The 19558-nt window shown below is 51.7% G+C and carries 13 protein-coding genes; 2 read left to right on the forward strand and 11 right to left on the reverse strand.

Annotated elements, in window-relative coordinates; genetic code table 11:
* Positions 1 to 134: 134 nt before the first annotated feature.
* The 6 genes from H6G52_RS04400 to H6G52_RS04425 all read right to left on the reverse strand — a co-directional run bounded on the left by H6G52_RS04400 (position 135) and on the right by H6G52_RS04425 (position 7212).
* Positions 135 to 407, reverse strand: a complete 273-nt coding sequence (locus tag H6G52_RS04400) for a DUF3143 domain-containing protein (RefSeq protein WP_190356165.1) — start codon at positions 405 to 407, stop codon at positions 135 to 137.
* Between the two features lie 252 nt (positions 408 to 659).
* Positions 660 to 2735, reverse strand: coding sequence for an adenylate/guanylate cyclase domain-containing protein (locus H6G52_RS04405; protein ID WP_190526720.1), 2076 nt, complete (start codon positions 2733 to 2735; stop codon positions 660 to 662).
* 105 nt (positions 2736 to 2840) lie between these two features.
* A complete protein-coding gene (locus tag H6G52_RS04410; RefSeq protein ID WP_099531890.1) occupies positions 2841 to 3371 on the reverse strand; it encodes a Rab family GTPase in 531 nt (176 codons plus the stop codon).
* A gap of 881 nt (positions 3372 to 4252) precedes the next feature.
* Complete coding sequence (gene tadA, locus H6G52_RS04415) at positions 4253 to 4843, reverse strand: tRNA adenosine(34) deaminase TadA (RefSeq protein WP_190526722.1); 591 nt, start codon at positions 4841 to 4843, stop codon at positions 4253 to 4255.
* An 87-nt stretch (positions 4844 to 4930) separates the two neighbouring features.
* Positions 4931 to 5494, reverse strand: coding sequence for a crossover junction endodeoxyribonuclease RuvC (gene ruvC / locus H6G52_RS04420; RefSeq protein WP_190526724.1), 564 nt, complete (start codon positions 5492 to 5494; stop codon positions 4931 to 4933).
* 2 nt (positions 5495 to 5496) lie between these two features.
* Positions 5497 to 7212 (reverse strand): AarF/ABC1/UbiB kinase family protein, encoded by a 1716-nt coding sequence (locus H6G52_RS04425; protein WP_099531892.1) that lies wholly within the window; start codon positions 7210 to 7212, stop codon positions 5497 to 5499.
* Positions 7213 to 7970: 758 nt separating this feature from the next.
* Between H6G52_RS04425 and eno the strand changes: the two genes are divergently transcribed.
* Together eno and H6G52_RS04435 are read left to right on the forward strand one after the other, a co-directional pair.
* Positions 7971 to 9260 (forward strand): phosphopyruvate hydratase, encoded by a 1290-nt coding sequence (eno, locus tag H6G52_RS04430; protein ID WP_190526912.1) that lies wholly within the window; start codon positions 7971 to 7973, stop codon positions 9258 to 9260.
* Between the two features lie 248 nt (positions 9261 to 9508).
* A complete protein-coding gene (locus tag H6G52_RS04435) occupies positions 9509 to 12829 on the forward strand; it encodes an N-6 DNA methylase (RefSeq protein WP_190526726.1) in 3321 nt (1106 codons plus the stop codon).
* Positions 12830 to 12906: 77 nt separating this feature from the next.
* Here the strand turns inward: H6G52_RS04435 and H6G52_RS04440 are convergent, their stop codons facing one another.
* From H6G52_RS04440 to H6G52_RS04460, 5 genes are all read right to left on the reverse strand, one after another.
* On the reverse strand, positions 12907 to 15126 hold the full coding sequence (locus H6G52_RS04440; protein WP_190526727.1) for a CHASE2 domain-containing protein: 2220 nt from the start codon (positions 15124 to 15126) through the stop codon (positions 12907 to 12909).
* Between the two features lie 171 nt (positions 15127 to 15297).
* The gene (locus H6G52_RS04445; RefSeq protein ID WP_099531896.1) at positions 15298 to 15606 is read right to left on the reverse strand and encodes a hypothetical protein; all 309 of its coding nucleotides are present in this window, start codon (positions 15604 to 15606) and stop codon (positions 15298 to 15300) included.
* A 178-nt stretch (positions 15607 to 15784) separates the two neighbouring features.
* Positions 15785 to 17329, reverse strand: coding sequence for a bifunctional aminoglycoside phosphotransferase/ATP-binding protein (locus H6G52_RS04450; protein WP_190526730.1), 1545 nt, complete (start codon positions 17327 to 17329; stop codon positions 15785 to 15787).
* 311 nt (positions 17330 to 17640) lie between these two features.
* Complete coding sequence (rplY, locus tag H6G52_RS04455) at positions 17641 to 17940, reverse strand: 50S ribosomal protein L25 (RefSeq protein WP_099531898.1); 300 nt, start codon at positions 17938 to 17940, stop codon at positions 17641 to 17643.
* A gap of 251 nt (positions 17941 to 18191) precedes the next feature.
* A complete protein-coding gene (locus tag H6G52_RS04460) occupies positions 18192 to 19517 on the reverse strand; it encodes an adenylosuccinate synthase (RefSeq protein WP_190355548.1) in 1326 nt (441 codons plus the stop codon).
* Positions 19518 to 19558: the final 41 nt, after the last annotated feature.

The raw sequence follows: 19558 nt of genomic DNA on the forward strand, positions 1-19558 counted from the left end.
GAATAAAGTTCGCAAATAAAGTTTGCACCCCAATAATGACGGGTTGAACCTCAAGCTCGCTAGCGATTTTCAAGAATTTCGTTCAAGGCTTTCGCACAAAACTTCGGATCAAGATTCCAGCGCAGGACTCTGCTTCAAGGCCCCGAGAAGATTGCATCTTCAATATCCCGCCGACTCAAGGAATATTTAAACGATCGCTGGGTAGACTCTCCAGATCCATCCGCATCCAAGTAGTAAACCGTCAGGCGATCTTCTTCTAGATATAACGTTGCCTGCCAAGCATCCTTTTGGATATGCCAACAATGCAATGCTTCGCGATCTTGGGTGCAACCTTGGGATAGCAGCCACGTCTCAATTTGTGGCAAAGGATGGTTATAAAGGGGCGAGTCTTCTGAGGGCAGGGTCATAACAACAGCAGAGATCGGGGACTGAAAATCAATCGATCGTTAATCGCAACAATCGGTAGCAGTGATTGAATATTCTGATTTTGGGAGCTTCAATCACAATTGAGGGCCGCCCTGCATTGTAAAGGAATTTGGTGGAAGCGGCTAGCCAACACTACCGGCTTGCATTATCAACACCCATCATTTCTAGGGTTATGTTGATCAAGTTGCCGATCGACTTAATCAACATAACCAATCACTATCACGAATCATTATTTAGGGCATATGACCCAACAGGAAATAGGTATCCATATCGCCTTTCCCTTTGATGTGAACTAAGCCACGATGCTCAAATTGGTAAGAATTTTTGAGCAGGGCATAGGTGGCGGCTGAGGTTTGAATTCTCCCTGGAATGCCATGCGATTCCATCCGCGAGGCAGTGTTGACCGTATCCCCCCAAAGGTCATAAATAAATTTCTTCAGGCCAATCACGCCGGCCACAACGGAGCCACTGTGAATCCCGATGCGAATTTGAAAATCACGTTTTTGCCTGTCGTTAAACCGACCCATGACTAACTGCATATCCAGGGCCATATTCGCGATCGCCTGAGCATGGTCAGCACGAGGGGTGGGCAAACCTGCTACCACCATGTAGGAATCGCCAATGGTTTTAATTTTCTCTAGGCCATGAATTTCCGTGAGCTGATCAAATTCCGAGAAAATTTCATTCAATAATTCCACCAGCTCGATCGCACTCAAATTTGAAGCGATTTCCGTAAAACCGACAATATCCGCAAACAAGACGGTGACGGCAGCAAACTGTTCTGCAATCGTTCTGGCATTGCGCTTCAGACAATGGGCGATCGTTTCCGGCAGGATGTTCAACAGTAAGCGTTCAGATTTTTCTTGCTCTAGTAACAGGGCTTCTTCGGCCTTGCGACGTTCCACATATTGCCCCAACTGGCTGCCCAAACTTTCGCCCAGATTCAACAGATCAGGACTCACGAGTTGAGAGGCTTGTTTGAAAAATAGCAAAATTCCCAAAACTTGATCGCCGGTTTTAATCGGAAATCCAAACCCCGTTTTGAAGTTTAGGTTTTGAATTTCCAAAGTTCCCGCCGGGACCGCTTGATTCGGGAGATCTTGTTGCCATTTAGCTTTCGTTGCTTGCCAAACCTGTGAGAGGAAGCTGTGATCTTCATTCAAGCGCAGGCAACGCACTGGCTTCCAATCGTGGCTAATTTCCAGCATGGGAGACAGCCAGTGATCAATGCAATGGGCAGATGGATTTCCGCTGCCAACGTCTGTGCGATCGATTAACCAAAATTCTCCCAATTGCCAATCAAATTCTTGGCACAAAGCTCGAACCACTGCCGACAGAGCTTGGGTGGCAATATTCGACTCAGAAATAATTCGCGTAATTAAATGTTGAACCGATTGATATCGTTGGCGGCGTTTTTCTTCCGTAACATCGCGCCCCACATATAGAAAATCTTGAACCGTTTCTGCACGCCCCAATTGTCCCGTTAGGGTGTTGGTGAGGCGCGATCGGGAAAAGGCAATCACCAAAATTGCGCCGGTCTTAGTTTGGCAAACTGCTTCCCCTTCCTCCGCCGCCAATAGGTGTCCTGGCTCTGGAGCCGATGGGGCATCTCGGCGCGCCAAAATTGCCGACATGGGCTGACCAATTAACTCCTCAGCTTCGTAACCCAACAGATGACGAGTGGCCGGATTCACCATCCGAATTAACCCTGCTTCTGAAACCAAAAGCAGCATTTCACTCATAGCTGAAATAATTTGATCAATCTGTTGCTTGGTTTCCTCTAAATTCCGAATCAACAGATGTTTTTCATTAGTCGCTTGAACCAACACTTGCTCCAAGCTCATGCGATCAGTTACATCTTCTAGGAAAAAAATTAAATAGTGTTCAGCAGTTGGGCTGGGGTGCGCCGTAATATGAATATCAAAATAGATTGGGGAGCCATGGGCGGTGACACGGCCAATGCCCTTGATGTTGAATTCTGGGCGATCGCCCGCTGCCACCTCCACCAAAATTTCATCAATCCCAAAGAGTTCTGGGAACAGTTCATAAATCTCCAGCCCCAGCAATTGCGCAGCCAGTTGCTCAGGACTGAGACCCGGGGCAGTGGGTGCCAACTGGCCGGTGGAGTGATCCACAGCCCCATCCGTTGGGGCCTCGATCGGGGCGATCGCTCCCGCCTCCGCAGACTCCACCAACATCTCCAGCAATCCTGAGTCGATCAAAGGAGCCACATTGCCCTGAACCGAAACCACCTGGAAGGCTTCGTTCACAACAATCAATTGGATATGCTGAGGCAAGGATAATTTCATTCTGCTCAAGAGGCCGCAGCAACAGCAAAGTTGACTTTAAATTACCCACTGTGGATGCCAACTATTGCATCCATGAAGACCTTGAAGACTATAGCTCTCCTTCGGTTACCCATTGAGCATCGATTGCGATAGCTCTAGGAACATCTTGTCAACATTATCGCCCGTTTTGGCGGAAGTGGCATAGGTCGCCACCACCTGAGACTCATGGGCAAAGCTATGCAACCCCATAACCTTAGTCAGCATTGTTGGTTCAATGAGATCTGCCTTATTAAAGGCAATCACGACGGATCCCTTAGGATTAACTTGCTGAAACATTTGTAGGTGGCGGTCGAGGTTTTCTACCGTTTCCATGCGGCTACTGTCAGAAACAATAATGATTCCACTCGCACCACGGAGATAGGACACATCGATCGGCTTGTAATCTGTGCGTCCTTCAATATCCCAGACCATTAATTGAAACTTGTCGCCTTCTGGCAATTTAAGGCTAGTGGCATCAATTAGTTTCTTGGAGATCTTAACGCCAACGGTTGACAAATATTGATCACTAAATTGACGATCAACAAACCTACGAATTAGACTGGTTTTGCCAACACTAAAATCGCCAACCAGACAAATTTTTTTAGAAATAGTTGCCATTCTGCCCCCAACACAAGTCTCAGCGAAGTCAAATTATACCTTGAAGGATTCCAGGAAGGATTCCAGGCATCTTTTAGTTTTTAGCCTATAGTTTTTGGCTTGTCGGGGCCAGTGCTCAGGCTTTGTCTGGCACTGTTGACGATCGGGTGGGGGCCTGCAAACGGTTGAAGTTCCGATGCCTCAGAGGTTGGGGAGATGGCTGGCGATCGATCAACTATGCGTCGATCATCTCTGCATCGTTGATCACAGGTTGGGGGATTTGCGGCAGCCATCATCAAACTTTCGCCATTTCAGCAGTGAACAATAATTTTATTATTTTCAGAATAAGGTTTTCTTAAAAGCACTTAATCTCTTCACAAGTAGTTACGATCATCCAACAGCAGCTTTCTATCTCTTTCAATTTTGTTCGTCCCCGATCAGCCCTTCAGATTTCTCAGAGTTAATTAGTGAAGGAAGATATAGCCTAGATGAGTGAAAATTAGATCTCTTGAATTTTGATTTGAATGAGTTTCAGATCCAATAATTAGGAGGGTGATCATTGCATACCAACTAACTGCTTGATGGCATTTACCATGTAACGCGATAATCAGTTTAGATGTAATTTCTAGTTCTGGATTTAAACATCAATCCTAAACATTCATTTAAAAGATTGATCCGAGAAATTAATTACTAAATTGATAATTAATTGATTGAATTATTCATCAAATGATGGATTTGGAGATTTTTAAAATGAATGAGATAATGGTGCCAATAGGGATATTTGAAAAATCAAAATCGACATATCAAAAGTTTATAAATCAACGAATCTAGTAGTAAAAATAAGAGGCTGCGGTTTTTAATTTCACAACAACTGGCGTTTGGCAAGTACTCCAAGATACTATTCAGGTGCTTTCCGAAGGCTGGGTACAGAATCGATCGGGACGCTTCTGTTGAAACCAGGCTTGTAATTGTTGCTGACAGTCTTGGCCCAAGACACCGCCAATAACCGGCAATCGGTGATTAGAAGCGGCACTGGCGGGCAAATTAAGCACAGAACAAATGGCTCCCGCTTTGGGATCGATCGCCCCAAAAACAAGCAACCCAAGTCTAGCGTTAATAATTGCCCCCGCACACATGGGGCAAGGCTCCAGAGTGACGTAAAGAACGCAATCGTTTAGATGCCAATTTTGGCGCGATCGCCCGGCCCGTTGAAGCGCCAAAATTTCCGCATGACCCGTGGGATCGCCATCCCGTTGCTTGCGGTTTTCGGCCTGCGCGATCGCTTGGCCTTGTCCATCCACCACGATCGCCCCCACGGGCACATCCCCAGCGGCCCCGGCAGCGGCGGCCAATTGCAAGGCGTGACCCATCCAATGTTGATGTTGGGGGTGTTCCGGCTCCAGGAGCGTGCGATCGATTTGGCAGCTTTTGCGAGCAGCGTTTCCCGAGGTGATCAGTTGTGGTGTTTCCAGCCCCTGACTGATTCGCAACATCGCTCTCGCCCCGCAACTTTGCAACTCCAACAACCTGCTACCAACTGGTTTCTAGCCAATTAACGCTACCCGTGAGCCGCTTGGCTCCTAGCCGCGATTGGCAGCCTCCGCCCCCCAAGCGGCGATCGCCACGGCCAACGCATCGGCCGCATCGTCCGGCTTGGGCAAGGTGGTCAAATTCAGTTCCCGGGCCACGGCGGCTTGCACTTCGGGCTTCTTGGCGTTGCCGTAGCCGGTGAGGGCTTGCTTAATTTGGGCCGGTGTGAATTCTACCCAAGGAAGTTGCCGTTGAGCCAAAACCAGCAACACCACCCCACGGGCTTGGGCTACGGCGATCGTGTTGCCCATCCGATAAAAAAAGAGTTTTTCGATCGCCACCCGATCCGGCTCAATTTGGTCAATGACCGCGTGCAAATCGTCGTGAAGGGTCACCAACCGATCGCCAATGGGCTGGCCGGCAGGGGTGGCAATGATACCAAAGTCGATCAATTCGATCGCCACCGGGTCGATCGCCACCGGATCGCTCGATCGCCAACCCAACGAACCATCACCCCCAAAAACCGGATCCCCAACAGCGGGAACACTAATTGCCCCAAATCCTAAAATGGCTAGCCCCGGATCAAGACCCAGAATCCGTTCCCGATCGGCCATAGCTACTCCATGAACCGATCGAGCCGCTTGCGCACCGACAGCCGCACCAACGCCCGCACCAGCAACACCACCGCCACTCCCGACCCCGCAAACACAAAGGCCGCCCAGTGAGCCAGGGGCCCCGTCACCAAAACCGCCCCGCTAATTAACAGACAGCCCGCCAAGCAGGTGTACATCAAACATTCGATCGACAGGTTCAGGCGTTTCAGGGCCCGATCGGTTTCCGTCGATCGCACCCGCAGTTCCAGCTCACCCCGTTCAATTCGTTGCTCCAGCCGCTGAATTGCCAGCACCGTTGGATTCGGCTTGCTCAGTTGCGCTTGCACCGTATCCAGGGCCAACTTAGCCAAGCCCAGCCATTTTTGGGTTTTGTTGGCTCCTGGCCCTTCCGCGAGCGATCGATTGGGATCAATGCCCGCAAACTGCTTCACAAAGGGTTTGGCCAGCGCAATCAGGTTATATTCCGGATCCAGTCGCCGCGCAATGCCATCCAGCGTTGTAATCGACTTCAAAATGTAAGTCATTTGGGCCGGCAGTCGGAACGGTTGCTGCTCAAATAAAGTGGCAATTTCCCGGCGCATTTCCGTGAATGCATTCACATCCACCGGCCGCTCCGCAAACCGTTCCAGGGTAAATTGCAGCAGTTTCCGCACCGGTCGCATGTCCGAAACCGGCTCAATTAATCCCATGGAAATTAGGGATTCCAACACCGATTCACTATCTTTTTTCAGAACCGCAAACAGGGTTTGCAGCATCTGTTCTTTGGCCAGGGATTTCACTTCCACAAACATGCCAAAGTCATAGAAAATCAGCGATCCATCTTGGGTCACTGCCAGGTTTCCCGGATGGGGATCTGCTTGAAAGAAACCATCTTGCAAAAGCTGTTTTAAGTAGCAACAAACGCCCAACTGATTCAGCTTTTTGGTGTCAATGCCACAGGACACCAGCGCTTCGCAGTCATCCACCTTAATTCCCGGCAGATATTCCATCACCAGCACGCGGGAAGTGGTGTAGGGCCAATGAATTTTGGGAACTCGGACGTTTTGAAATTCCTGAAAGTTTTGGCGAAAGTGATCGGCGTTGTGGGCCTCGTGAACGTAGTCAATTTCTTGATAAAGAATCCGAAAAAATTCTTGATAGATGGACTCCAAATCGTATTGCTGAGTCCAGGGAAAGAGCAGCTCGCTCCAGTGAATTAAACGCCGCAGAACTTTGAAATCCAGATCAAACAGCGGCTCTAGACCCGGGCGCTGAACTTTGACCACGACCCGATCGCCCCCGGGCAGCACGGCCCGGTGAACTTGCCCCAAACTGGCCGCCGCGATCGGCTCCGGTTCAAATTCCAGAAAGAGTTCCTGAACAGATTGGCCCAGCTCCGCTTCGATCGTGGCGATCGCCAGATCCGTGCTGAAGGGCGGCACGGCATCCTGCAATCGGCTGAGGGCGGTGATATATTCCCCCGGCAACAGATCGGGGCGGGTGGACAGGGCCTGTCCCACTTTGATAAACGCGGGCCCCAAGTTCACCAGGGTTTGGGCTAGCCACTGGGCCCGGCGACTGCGTTGCTCACTGCTGTTTTGTTTGCGAACACGATCCCACCACAGGGCCGAGACAAATCGCCCGATTGCGATCGTCACGTCCTTCTGCCGTTCCCAACTGGAATATCGGGGTTTTTGCCAACGGGGGGCTAGGGGCTGGGGCTTGGCTTTAACCAGCATTCGAGCGATCGAGCAAAGTAGCAGTCTCAGTGTAGGGGATTTTGGCGAAGCCAGTCTCAGCCAACTAATTCCAGCCAATTAATTCCAGCCAATTAATTCCAGCCAATTAATTCCAGCCAATTAATCTCAGCAAGCCCTAATCCAAGCCCTAATCTCAGTCCAGGCGCTAACGCAGGTCACGGCTGGAGGAATTGGATCGATCGGGGCGATCAGGATGATCGGGGCATCAGCTCCCGATCGATCCCTAAAGTTTTGGGGCGATCGGCCGATCTTACGGTTACGACAGAGCCAGAATCAGTCCGATACCGCTCAATTAACTCAATTAACTGACGGAAGTGCCACCAAGGCCCATTTCAGACCCCAATTGGCTGCCCAAGCCGTAATGGTTGATGCAGCAGAACAGATCACCCAAGGTCAACAATGGCCAGCTTCAGTGTTCAGACCTCGGAGCTGAGGTTTTGAGAGTTCCGACTTTTGAGGTTTAAGTTTGGGATTCAAGTGCTCCAGCCTTGATCTGTCCAAGTCCAAACCCCAAAGCTCGCTGCCATCAAAGCACCAGAGCCGCCTAGAAGCATCACAGCAGGTTCACGGGATCTCACGCGCAAAACCCGCGCAAACGACCCATGAAGACTTATTCTGATTCTGGCAATTGACCGCTGGATGGGGCGATCGCACTTGGCCACCCGATCGCGGGGCACAATGCCCATCCCAACGGCCCGCATCGAGTTCGCTTTTGGATTTGGAGAAAACGCATGGAAATGACCGACACGGGGATCGTCGAAATTCACGCGCGAGAAATTTTGGATTCGCGGGGTCGTCCCACCGTCGAAGCCGAAGTCACCCTCGAATCGGGGGTAACCGGCCTGGCTCAGGTTCCCAGCGGCGCATCCACCGGTACTTTTGAAGCACACGAACTGCGGGATGACGACCCCAGCCGCTATGGTGGCAAGGGCGTGCTGAAAGCCGTTGAAAATATTGAAGAGCAAATTTCGCCGGAACTCTACGGCATGGATGCGCTTGATCAAGCCAGCATTGACCTGGCCATGATTGAGCTGGATGGCACGCCCAACAAGTCCAAAATCGGTGCGAATGCCATTTTGGCCGTGTCGCTGGCCACGGCGAAGGCCGCCGCCGCCACCGCCGGGTTGCCCCTCTATCGCTACCTGGGCGGCCCCTTGTCGAACGTGTTGCCCGTGCCCCTCATGAACGTGATTAACGGCGGGGCCCACGCGGACAACAATGTGGACATCCAAGAATTCATGATTGTGCCCCACGGGGCCAGCAGCTTTGCGGAGGCCCTGCGCTGGGGGGCGGAAGTGTTTGCAGCCCTGAGCAAGGTGCTGAAGGATAAAAACCTGCTGACGGGCGTGGGCGATGAGGGCGGCTTTGCGCCGAACTTGGGTTCCAACCAAGAGGCGCTCGATTTGCTGATTGCGGCGATCGAGAAGGCCGGCTACAAACCGGGCGAGCAAGTGGCGCTGGCCCTGGATGTGGCTTCGACGGAGTTGTACAAGGGTGGGAATTATGCCTTTGATGGGGCAACCCACAGCCCGGCGGAGACGATCGCCTATTTGGACAAGTTGGCGAGCCAGTACCCGATCGTGTCGATCGAGGACGGCCTGAGCGAAGACGATTGGGACAACTGGGCGGCGATGAATGCCAGCCTGGGCAGCCGCACCCAACTGGTGGGCGATGATCTGTTTGTGACCAATCCAACGCGCTTGCAAAAGGGGATTGAGCTGAAGGCAGCCAATGCCATTTTGATTAAGCTGAACCAAATCGGGACGCTGACGGAAACCCTGGAGGCGATCGACCTGGCCACCCGCAGCGGCCTGCGCTCGGTGATTAGCCACCGTTCCGGCGAAACGGAAGACACGACGATCGCCGATTTGGCCGTGGCCACACGCGCCGGTCAAATCAAAACCGGTTCTCTCTGTCGGAGCGAACGGGTAGCGAAATATAACCGCCTGCTACGAATTGAGGATCAACTGGGCGATCGGGCGGTTTATGCCGGGGCGATCGGCTTGGGCCCGAAGTTCTCGAGCTAGGCTTCTCCTGAAAGCTGGTGCAGCCTGGCCGATCGGTTCAGGCTGCTCAACCGTTGTTATCCTGCTTGGGCTACTGGCAAGGATCGTAAATCAACATCAGTGAGTAGATTTCAAGATTTTTGAGGTACTTTTGACCCTCAAGGAACAGTTTCTTCTTAAAAAATTATCTGCACTTTTCAATTTAGTGCCAACCAAGTCCCCTGCTGACACCTTTCTAGAAACATTTAAAAGTAAAGAGGTTATGTATCGTGTCTAAAAATATCAGATCACCAAAACAGCAACAAAACCCTTTAAAAAAATGGCTTGCTTTGGATTGGAATCGACCAGAGCGGTCATACAACCCAAATGTCCGTGATTTCTTAGCTGGGTTACTGGATTATCCCAAGGATCGGGTTATTACTGAAGATCGCGGTGGTGGTGGCTATCCAGATATCAAGCTACTGACTCCTGAGAAAATTGCCTGGGTTGTAGGAGACCTAAAAAAAGATGATGCAGAACTGAATACAGAAGCTGGACGACGTAGGCTCTGGAATCAGAAATGTAAGTACATTGAGGGTCTAACCCGATATGTCTTGTTTTTAACAGCCCATTATCTCTGGATTGTCTTACCCACAGGGGATCCTACTTCAGGATTTGAAGAACCATGCAACTTATCTGAAATAACGTTTGAAGAATTAAAAGAAAAACTTAAATTTATCTCCTATGAACAGGCAACACATGGCAATCAATGGGCAACCTTCATTGATGGACAATTACCCTATGTTTACTTAAAACTTGATGCACCAGAGACATTAGACCGTTTGCGCCAAGATTTGCAAATGAGCTTTATTGAACTCGGTACAGCAGCAGAACAGGTAATCACCTCACTCATTCAACAGTATGAAGAATTTAAACAACAGGAACAGGAAATTCAGCGCAACCTAGTAGATACAGGCGATACTCAGCGACGGGCATTGGTTCGGCTTCGGTTTAAATTTGACTTCCATCGCCACTTATTTGAAGATTTGCTCCCTCGATTTGAAGATCAGTATGGGCGAGTTCTTGATAAGAATGGTAAAAAATTGACAACGGAAGGACTTAAACAACGAATTCGAGAATCTTTCGTTGCTGATTCAGTTGCAGTGTTGGTTGCTCGTGTGTTGTTTTTACGATTGATAGAAGATTTAGGTCTTACAAAAAATGAGAAGCGGCGTTTGTCGAATGGGGGCCCCCGAGATTGGGCAGCGTTTGTTGACTATCTAACAGGGGATGCTAAGGCGTTAGTGCAACTGGTGGCAGAAGATGTCGGACGGTTGTATCAAGAACCATTTGAGCGTAACTTGTTTGACTGGATTTATGAAACAAATGGGGCATTAGATGAAGCTTTACAGCGTCTAATTCTTCGATTCAATGCCTACGACTTTTCTGGATTGTCGGAAGAAATTCTGGGAGATATTTATCAAACTTTCTTGCCTCCTGCTAAACGGAAACGATTAGGGGAATTTTATACACCACCATCGATCGTGGATTGGTTGTTGGAACAAACCGTATTTCAGCACGGCGAAGGCACATTGCTTGATCCCTCCTGTGGAAGCGGTTCATTTTTAGTGCGATACATCCATCGGTGTCTGGAAGATGCAAAAACAAGAGGGCTTGATTCAGATGCCGTTTCACAAGAATTACAAGCCACCGTTTGGGGATTTGATCTCAACCCATTTGCAGCATTTATCAGCCACTTTCAATTGATGTGGGCACTAGTACGCTTCAAACCCTCAACCAACCCCAAAGATATTCCTAAAATTCATATCTATAACCTAAACAGCTTGCTGCGGGAATCCGATCTAGTTCCGCTACTAGGAGCAGGTTTCTTGGCTCCTGGCTCCGCAGAGCGGGATAGTCAGCAGTGGAAATATATTGTGGGCAACCCTCCCTACATTCGGGCAGAGCGGGTGAAATATAACGATGAGATGCGCGGGCTATGGCATCAAATTTGGGGACAGAATGCGGATACTGGCTTGGTATTTCTCTACCGGGCGTTGGCGGAATCGCTGGAACATGGCGGCTGGTTAGGCATGGTGGTGAGTGGTGGCTATGCCAACTCGGAAGCAGCAGCAAAGGTTTGGAAATTGCTTTACCCAGGGCGAGAAGCCGCATTACGCAAAATTGTGTGGTTGGAGTTTACCGATAAGCCTGTCTGGGACGTTGCACGAGTCCCCTTGATTTTAGTGATTGAGCGGGTGCCAGCCCAGGAAGATGATGAAATTGAACTTTATGTTCCTTCTAAATGGACAAGTGATGAACCACCCGTAAAAGTTAATTACAAAGATTTTTTTGATGCCAAAATTAGCCCCAGAGTGACTGACATCGATCCAAGTAATCTGCGAGAAGGACTGTGGGGAGATTATTTGCTGCCGTTACTGCATCCTGAAGATGTCCCGATTTTCAAAAAGCTATATCCCACTGGAAACGGTGGCAATATTGTTGAGCTGAAGGAAGCTGTTGCCCAACAATTGAGCAGGAATAACCGTCCCTTTTGGTGGACGTATGGTATTCAACGCAGTGGTGCAGAAGTTACACCAGAACCAACAGGAACCAAACCAATTCAAGTTATTGCTGGACGCAGTTTAGCAATGGGGTGGCATGGTGAACCTGATGGTTGGGTTGATTTAGAAGCTGTCGGAAAGCCAAGTTTATGGGTTGATCAAGCCCATCGTGTTTTCATTGCTGTTGCTAAATTCACTCAATCTCTCACTGCCACTATCATTACATCGGAAACTACAGAAAATGGTCTTGCGAGCTTAGATACTACGATTGTTGCATTACCTAAAAGCGAAGGCAGTCGAGCCGAAGCTGTAGTTGCCTATCTCAATAGCAAATTAGCCAGATTCTACTGGGCAATTCGATTAAGAAGTGGAGTTATTCAAGGGTTTTATGCAACAAATTATCCTCGAATCTTAGAAGCTTTGCCTTGGGTTAGAGATCTGGATTCAGCAACTGAACAACAGTTAGTCAAGGGGTACAACGAACTTGCTCGGCTAGCGACAATCGCTAAAAATAACCCCGATGAGTGGCTTTTATCTGAAATTGAGACTCGAATTGAAATAAGTCGCTATAAATTGAGCGATCGTAATTTAGGACTCAACTTTACTAACTGGAGTACCGAAGATGTTTATGTGGAAGAACTCACCTTAGATGAGAACTGTATTCGAGCCGGATCATTTTGGCTAGAACTCATAGATACTGACATTGCTGAGCTGGTCTACAAGCTCCTGATACTTAATGCCGACGAAGAAGCAACGATTTCTAGAGCGATTATTCAGAAGCTGCTGGTTCCTCAAGATTATGCAGCTTTGATGCAAGACTATCGGCAACGCTCTGCTGGCTTTCAACAAGTTGAATCCGATTTTTTGACCGTCCTTAGTCAGATTGATGACACTGTTTATGCAATGTTTGGACTAACGAATAATGAAAAGAACCACATAGAAAACCGTCTTGCAAGTTTTCCACTCAATAAGCTTCAGCCTCGTTATCCTTGGCAAGTCGTGAAGCCTAGAAAAATCAAAGCCTATACGAGTGATCGCTTTGCATAATCTGTCCAATAAGTTCTAAAAGTCAACGTTCCTAATTGCGGCAGCGTAACTTCTCAACGTTAGCCTGATTGACTTGACTACTCTCTCAGAACCCGATTAGGCTCGGCTGGCAGCTCGCCATAGAGACAAAACGCATTTTTTCCCATCCCCTTGGCCGCAAACATGGCGGAATCGGCATATTCAATGAGTTGATCGGCCGTTTCCGCATCATCGGGAAACAGAGCCACGCCAATGCTGACCGTAATTTGGCAATCACAGCCCTCAACGCGATAGGGCTTGCTGACGGCGGCCAGGAGTTTTTCGGCCACCCTGGCCGCCACGTCCCCTTGGGGAATGGCCGGCAACAACGCCACAAATTCATCACCGCCAAATCGGGCGATCGTGTCGCTGCCTCGCAGGTTTTGGGTCAGGCGTTGGGCACATTCAATCAGCAACAGATCGCCGGCCCGATGGCCCAAGGTGTCGTTCACAGCCTTGAACCCATCCAAATCCAGATATAAAACCGCGCTCATGAACCGATCCTGGCGGGCTTGTTGCAGCGCCACATCCAAGCGCTCATAGAAATATTTACGGTTCACCAATCCCGTGAGGCCATCGTGGCGGGCTTGGTATTGCAACACATCGTGGGCTAGCTCCAGTTGCTGGGTATAGTCCCGCAGTTCGGCGGCGGTGCGGCGTAATTCCGCTTCGGCTCGGCACTGCTCGGTAATGTCGCGCATCACCCCCACCAGGAACTGATTCCCGGCTCGATCGCGGTGGAGGGTGCGCTTGGTGCTCACCATTCGTTCTCGACCAAAGGGATCGGGCCAGGCGAATTGGGTCTCGGCGGGCCCCAACTGGTCGATCGCCCGTTGATCTTCCGCCGTGAGGGCAGCGGCCAACTCAGGAGAAAACACATCCTCTGCCCTTTTACCCAGCAGATCGGTGGTGGTTAGCCCCGTGAAGTTGCAAAAGGCGGGATTCACGGCAATCCAGCGCCGATTTTGGTCTTTCACAAACAGTGGCTCGGGAATGGCGGCCAAAACTTGCTGAAAAAAGAGGGTCGATCGGGTCTGTTCCTGTTGCCGCTGAAAGGCCAGCAGCCACAGCCCCCCGGCGCTGGCCAGCGTGCCCATGGCCACCGGCACGATCGGAATCCACCACCCCCACCCCAGGCTCAGGCTGGTGAAGCTACCGATGCCTAACAGGGCCAAGGCCAGGTGAAAAGCCGCCTGGCCCATGGAGCGCGATCGCTTTACGGCGATCGCCCCGGCCGCGGTCCACAGCAAAATCCAAACCTGTTCCACCCAGTCGGGCCAAGTGCGAATGGGCGGCCGCCCCTCGATCGCGGATTCCAACAGTTGCTCGATCGCCTGGGCCTGCAATTCCACCCCAAAGATGGGTTGGGCCGAATCCCGTCCTTGGTTGCTGTAGGGCGTGTAGGCATAGTCCTTCAGGCTTTCGGTCATGGCCCCAATGACCACAATTCGCCCACTGAGTTGCGCGGGCGACACCTTCCCCTGCACCACGTCCCGCCACCAAACCACCGGCACAGTTCTGGAGGGGCCCCGCCAATCGGCCAGGATTTGGTAACCACCGGCATCAATGCCCTGGTAGCCGCCACTGTTGGGGTCGATCGGGGACAACCGCAGCCGCCCCAGTTGCAGTTGTTTGGGATCTTCGGTTTTGGTCAGGGTCACTTGGCGCTGTTGCAAATACAGTTGGGCCAACACAAAGGCAAAGCTCTGATGCATTTGGCGTTGGCGCGTTTTTGGATCCGTATGCCACCAATAGAGAATATGGCGGCGCACCAGCCGATCGGGATCGATGATGATGTTGTTAAACCCAATTTGCTGATAGCGAGCCAGGGACGCTGCGGGCAGGATGCCTTTTTTTTCCGAGTCGGGCATCAGCCGAATGCCGACGATCGGGACAGGACTGTTCTGAAAAATTTCCTCTAGGCGTTCCTGACCAGGGGGTAGGGGCAAATCTCGGTAAATATCCAGCCCGATCGCCACGGGACGGGCCGCCACGAGTGTTTCCAACAGTTTGGCCAAGTCTCGATCGCGGGCGGGCCAAACCTTCAAAAATTGAATATCCGGTTCATCCACCCCCACAATCACCACCCGATCGCGCAGGGGCGGGGTCGATCGGGCCCGAATCAGCCAGTCATAGGCCACCAATTCCGCCTGCTGGAGCCAGCCCCAAGAGCGAGCCAACAGCAAGCCACCGGCCACCGCCGCCACCAACAAAACATCAGCGACCTGGCGCGTTTGCCAGGGCAGGCGTTGATTGCGCCATTGACCCCATTGCCACACGGTGCTTGTTTCCTCTTCGGTGGGTGCTGCCGACTGTTGAACTCCGTAACAACGGTCAGCTCTCAGTCAGAGCACTTGGGTTAAGACAATGCACTTACCCTGAAAACAAGGCACTTACCCTGAAAAAAATTTCCTGCCGCTAGGGTAATACCGATCAGCCGTTATTCGACCCTAGCGAGGCCGCACCCGCAACCACTGATCTAGCCAGCCAATTTGGCGACGGCGACGGCCCTGGCGCTTGAGGCGCGAAGATTCCAGGGTTTCGTAAGGATAGGGACGCGGCGCACGCTCCACCCGATCGAACGTTCGCCGCGTCACCACCGGATCGGCGGCCGGCTGCTGCCACCACACGGAAATAATTGATCCAGCAGCGCCACCAAAAATCGCCAGCACCAAAGCTGACAGTGTGCTGTAGCCCACCCCCACCAGGGCAAGCCAAAACAGCAAGAACCAAACTAAGCCTTGATACAGATAGCTCACGGGTCTGGGGATTGTCGCGATCGGGGCGGCCGTTGCCCAAATTTGCCAAGTTTGCCAAGCACTGAGCGCGAATTGGGAACCAGATTACTCAGCGCCAAATTACTCAGCACCAACTTACTTAGCACCAATGACCGCAGGCAACTTGCGCAGGGCCAACAGCCGCCACCGGGAAAATCAGCTACTGCAACTTTAAATCGCCCCCCCGGGCTGTGTCTACCTCGCGCACCCAAAGGCGTTCCTCATTGCTGAAGGCCTCGAAGGCCGCCACTTGAGCCGCCAACAGATCAGCCGTGGCATCGGCAATGTCGCCGGTTCGCTGATTGAGCCGATCGCGCAGCACCTCGATCGGGGCTTGGCAATGGACAATTTCCAAATCCAATTCCCGTTCTTGGGTGGCGGCAATCACCGTTTGGCGCAAGGCTCGGCGATCATACTTGGCATCGAGAATCACCGTTTCGCCCCGACTGGCCAGATCCAGCCCCAATTGCAGCAGGTGATCGTAGGTTTTGGCGGTCATTTCGGCACTGTAAAGGGATTGCGGCCCCTTTTGGTCCAGGGGCACAGCGCCCAAATGTTTGCGCACCGCGTCCGATCGAATCTGAATCCCGTTGGTTTGGCGAGCCAATTGCCGAGCCACGGTTGATTTGCCCGATCCCGACAGACCACACATCAAAATTACCTGACCCGATCGGGGTTGGGCATAGCTGGCCGCTTGGCGATAGTAGGCGGTGGCCCGATCGTGGGCAGCGGCTCGATCGGCCTCCGGAATCGCCGGGTCATTCAGCAAAAAGGAGGTGACCTTGGCCCGCACGTAGGATTGGCGGCTCAGATACAGCGGCAACAGGGCCAAACCAGCCCAATCGCCCGATCGCTCCGCATATTCATTGACAAAGGCATTGGCCAAGTCAATGCGGCCCCGAGCTTCCAAGTCCATGGCCAAAAAAGCCACGTCGTAAATTGTGTCCACAAACCGGAAAGGTTCGTTGAACTCAATGCAGTCAAACAACAGCGGGCGATCGTTCAGCCAACAGATATTGCCCAAGTGCAAATCGCCATGGCCATTGCGAATGAACCCGCCGGTCACACGACTTTGGAATAGCTCCCCATTTTCCGCAAAAAAAGCTTCTGTCCAACTTTGGGTCAGGTCAAATTGCGCTTGGGTTTGGGGCCCGCCAATGTAACCCGTGGTTTGTTGAAAGTTTTCATCAAAGGAAACTTTAATTTGCGGGATTTCCCCAAAGGTATTGATGTAATCACTGGTGGGAGCGGTGCGGTGAAATTCCGCCACCACCCGGGCCAGCTCAATGATCTCTGCTTCGGTGATTTCGCCGCGATCGAACCGGGCGCTCATCAAATTTTCCTGAGGAAATTGATGCATTTTGACGGCATATTCCACCGCCCCATTGCTGGCTTCAGCTTCGCCCACTTCCGCCAATTGGTAGCGATCGCCCGTTTGAATAATGGGAACTACGCCCACATAGAGTTCCGCTGCACTGCGTTGGTTGAGCGCAATTTCTTGAGCGCAAAATTCCTTACGCCGCTCCAGGGTGGAATAGTCCAAAAAGCCAAAGTTCACCGGCTTTTTGAGTTTATAAACCCAGTCTCCCGTGATGAACACAAAGGAAACGTGGGTTTGAATCAGGGCGATCGGCTCCTGCACCGGATGGGGATAGAACTCCGGCTGAAGCATCTGTTGCACCAAGGGCGGCAGCGTCGAATCCATGCACAAAACTCCTGAGGGGGACTGGCTCAATCTCGCTGCTTGCATTCAACAGGTTCAGTGCAGCGAATGCAATGCAACAAATTTTCAATACAAGCGCTCAACAAGCTCTTAACAAGCTTTCAACAAATCCTCAATCAGCCGAATTGAACGCCCAGGACTCCCAATTCAAGATGGGTTCCAAATACGTTCCAGATACGTTCCAGATACGTTCCAAATGCGCTCCAAATATGTTCAAAACACAAAGTAGGGCAATCGAAACTCAATTGCCCTACTCTCGCTTCATCAAGCATCCAGTTAGATTGCTAGGCGATTTAGCCCTTCGCGGCCAGGAAGCTGACGTGATAGACCATGGTTGACTTCCAGGGGTGCTTTTGCACTTCTTGCAGCACCACGGAACCCTTCCAGTTCAAATCAGCGATCGTGAGTTCAACCGGAGTTTCGCCCACCTTAACCGATCGCAGCATATAACCCAAATCCCGGGCGTTGATCGTCAGCAACACCGAGTTTGCGCCGTCGTGACCGTAGAGGTTCGCCGGAATCAAACCTTCGCGACGCAGAGCACCGGGCTTGCTGCCTTCGGGACGGACTTGGGCTTCAAAAGTAAGGCTCATGGATGGTTCTCCTATTGTGGGATCGATCGCAATCAGTCAAGCAAGAATCGGCGGGCGATCGAGCTATCGTCGGCGTAGAAAGCCAAAGAATATTAACAGAAATTCAACCCCATTCCCCAGGCTTGAGCCGTTGAAAGGGAGCCTGAATCATCAGGACATTTTCAGGCAAGGGCCCGTAGCCAGATACCCCCCAGGGTTAACGGATTGCGACTAACCCTGATGGGGATGATTTTGGCCACTGGTTCTTAGGGCTAACTCTGGCCGTTTTCGTACAGCAAGGCGCGTTTGGGGCCGTGAATGGGGTCTTCGATGATGATCGTTTGGTCGCGGCTGGCTCCCAGGGAAACAATCGCGATCGGCACGTCCATCAACTCCGCCAAAAACTTCAGGTAGTCCAGCGCCTGCTTGGGCAAATCTTCCAGGTTGCGGCAACCGCTGGTGGAAGTTTGCCAACCGGGCAGGGTTTCGTAAATCGGCTGGCACTTGGCGAATTGGTGCGACCCGGCGGGGAAATTTTCGCAGCGTTGGCCGTCAATTTCGTAGGCCACGCAAACTTTGATTTCCGCCAGCTCATCCAACACGTCCAACTTGGTGATGGCCAAGCAATCCAGGCCGTTGATCCGGGCGGCATAGCGACCAATGACCGCATCAAACCAACCGCAACGGCGCTTGCGGCCCGTGGTGGTGCCAAACTCGGCCCCCCGTTCGCCCAAATGTTCTCCGGTTTCGTCCAGGGCTTCCGTGGGGAAGGGGCCTTCGCCAACGCGGGTGGTGTAAGCCTTAGCCACGCCAATCACCCGATCGATGATTGTGGGGCCCACGCCTGCCCCAATGCAGGCTCCCCCAGCCACCGGATTGGAAGAGGTGACATAGGGATAAGTCCCGTGATCCAGGTCCAACAGGGTTCCCTGGGCCCCTTCAAACAGAACGTTCCGTTTTTGCTTCACCGCGTCGGCAATTTTGAGCGATGCGTCGATCACATGGGGCCGCAGTCGATCGCCATAGGCCAAATACTCTTCAATCACCGCTTCCGCGTCCAGCGGCGGCAGGTCGTAGAGCTTTTCGAGAATGACGTTCTTTTGGGCGATCGTCCAACGCAGCAAGTCTGGCAGCGCCTCGCGATCGATCAAATCCATGACCCGGATGCCGGTACGCTCGGATTTGTCGGCGTAGGTCGGGCCAATGCCGCGCCCCGTCGTCCCAATCTTGTAGTTACCGCGTTTTTCCTCCGCCGCGCGATCGATCAGCCGGTGATAGGGCATGGTCACGTGGGCCGTTTCCGCAATCAACAGGTTGTCCGTTGAAATGCCCAACGCTACGAGCTGATCGAGTTCTTCAATCAGCACTTGCGGATCAATGACCGTGCCCGAGCCAATGATGCACTCGGTTTCGGGATACAAAATGCCAGACGGAATGAGGTGCAGCTTGAACACTTGGTCTTGAACGACGACCGTGTGTCCGGCATTGACCCCCCCTTGGTAGCGAACTACCACGTCGGCCGACCGACTGAGGAGATCTGTAATTTTGCCTTTGCCCTCGTCGCCCCACTGGGCCCCAATTACAACGACGTTAGCCAACGGTTTAGCGGTGTTTGAGTTTACACAAACGACGATTATCA

It is taken from the genome of Limnothrix sp. FACHB-881 (assembly GCF_014698135.1).
Classification (GTDB): Bacteria; Cyanobacteriota; Cyanobacteriia; order CACIAM-69d; family CACIAM-69d; genus CACIAM-69d.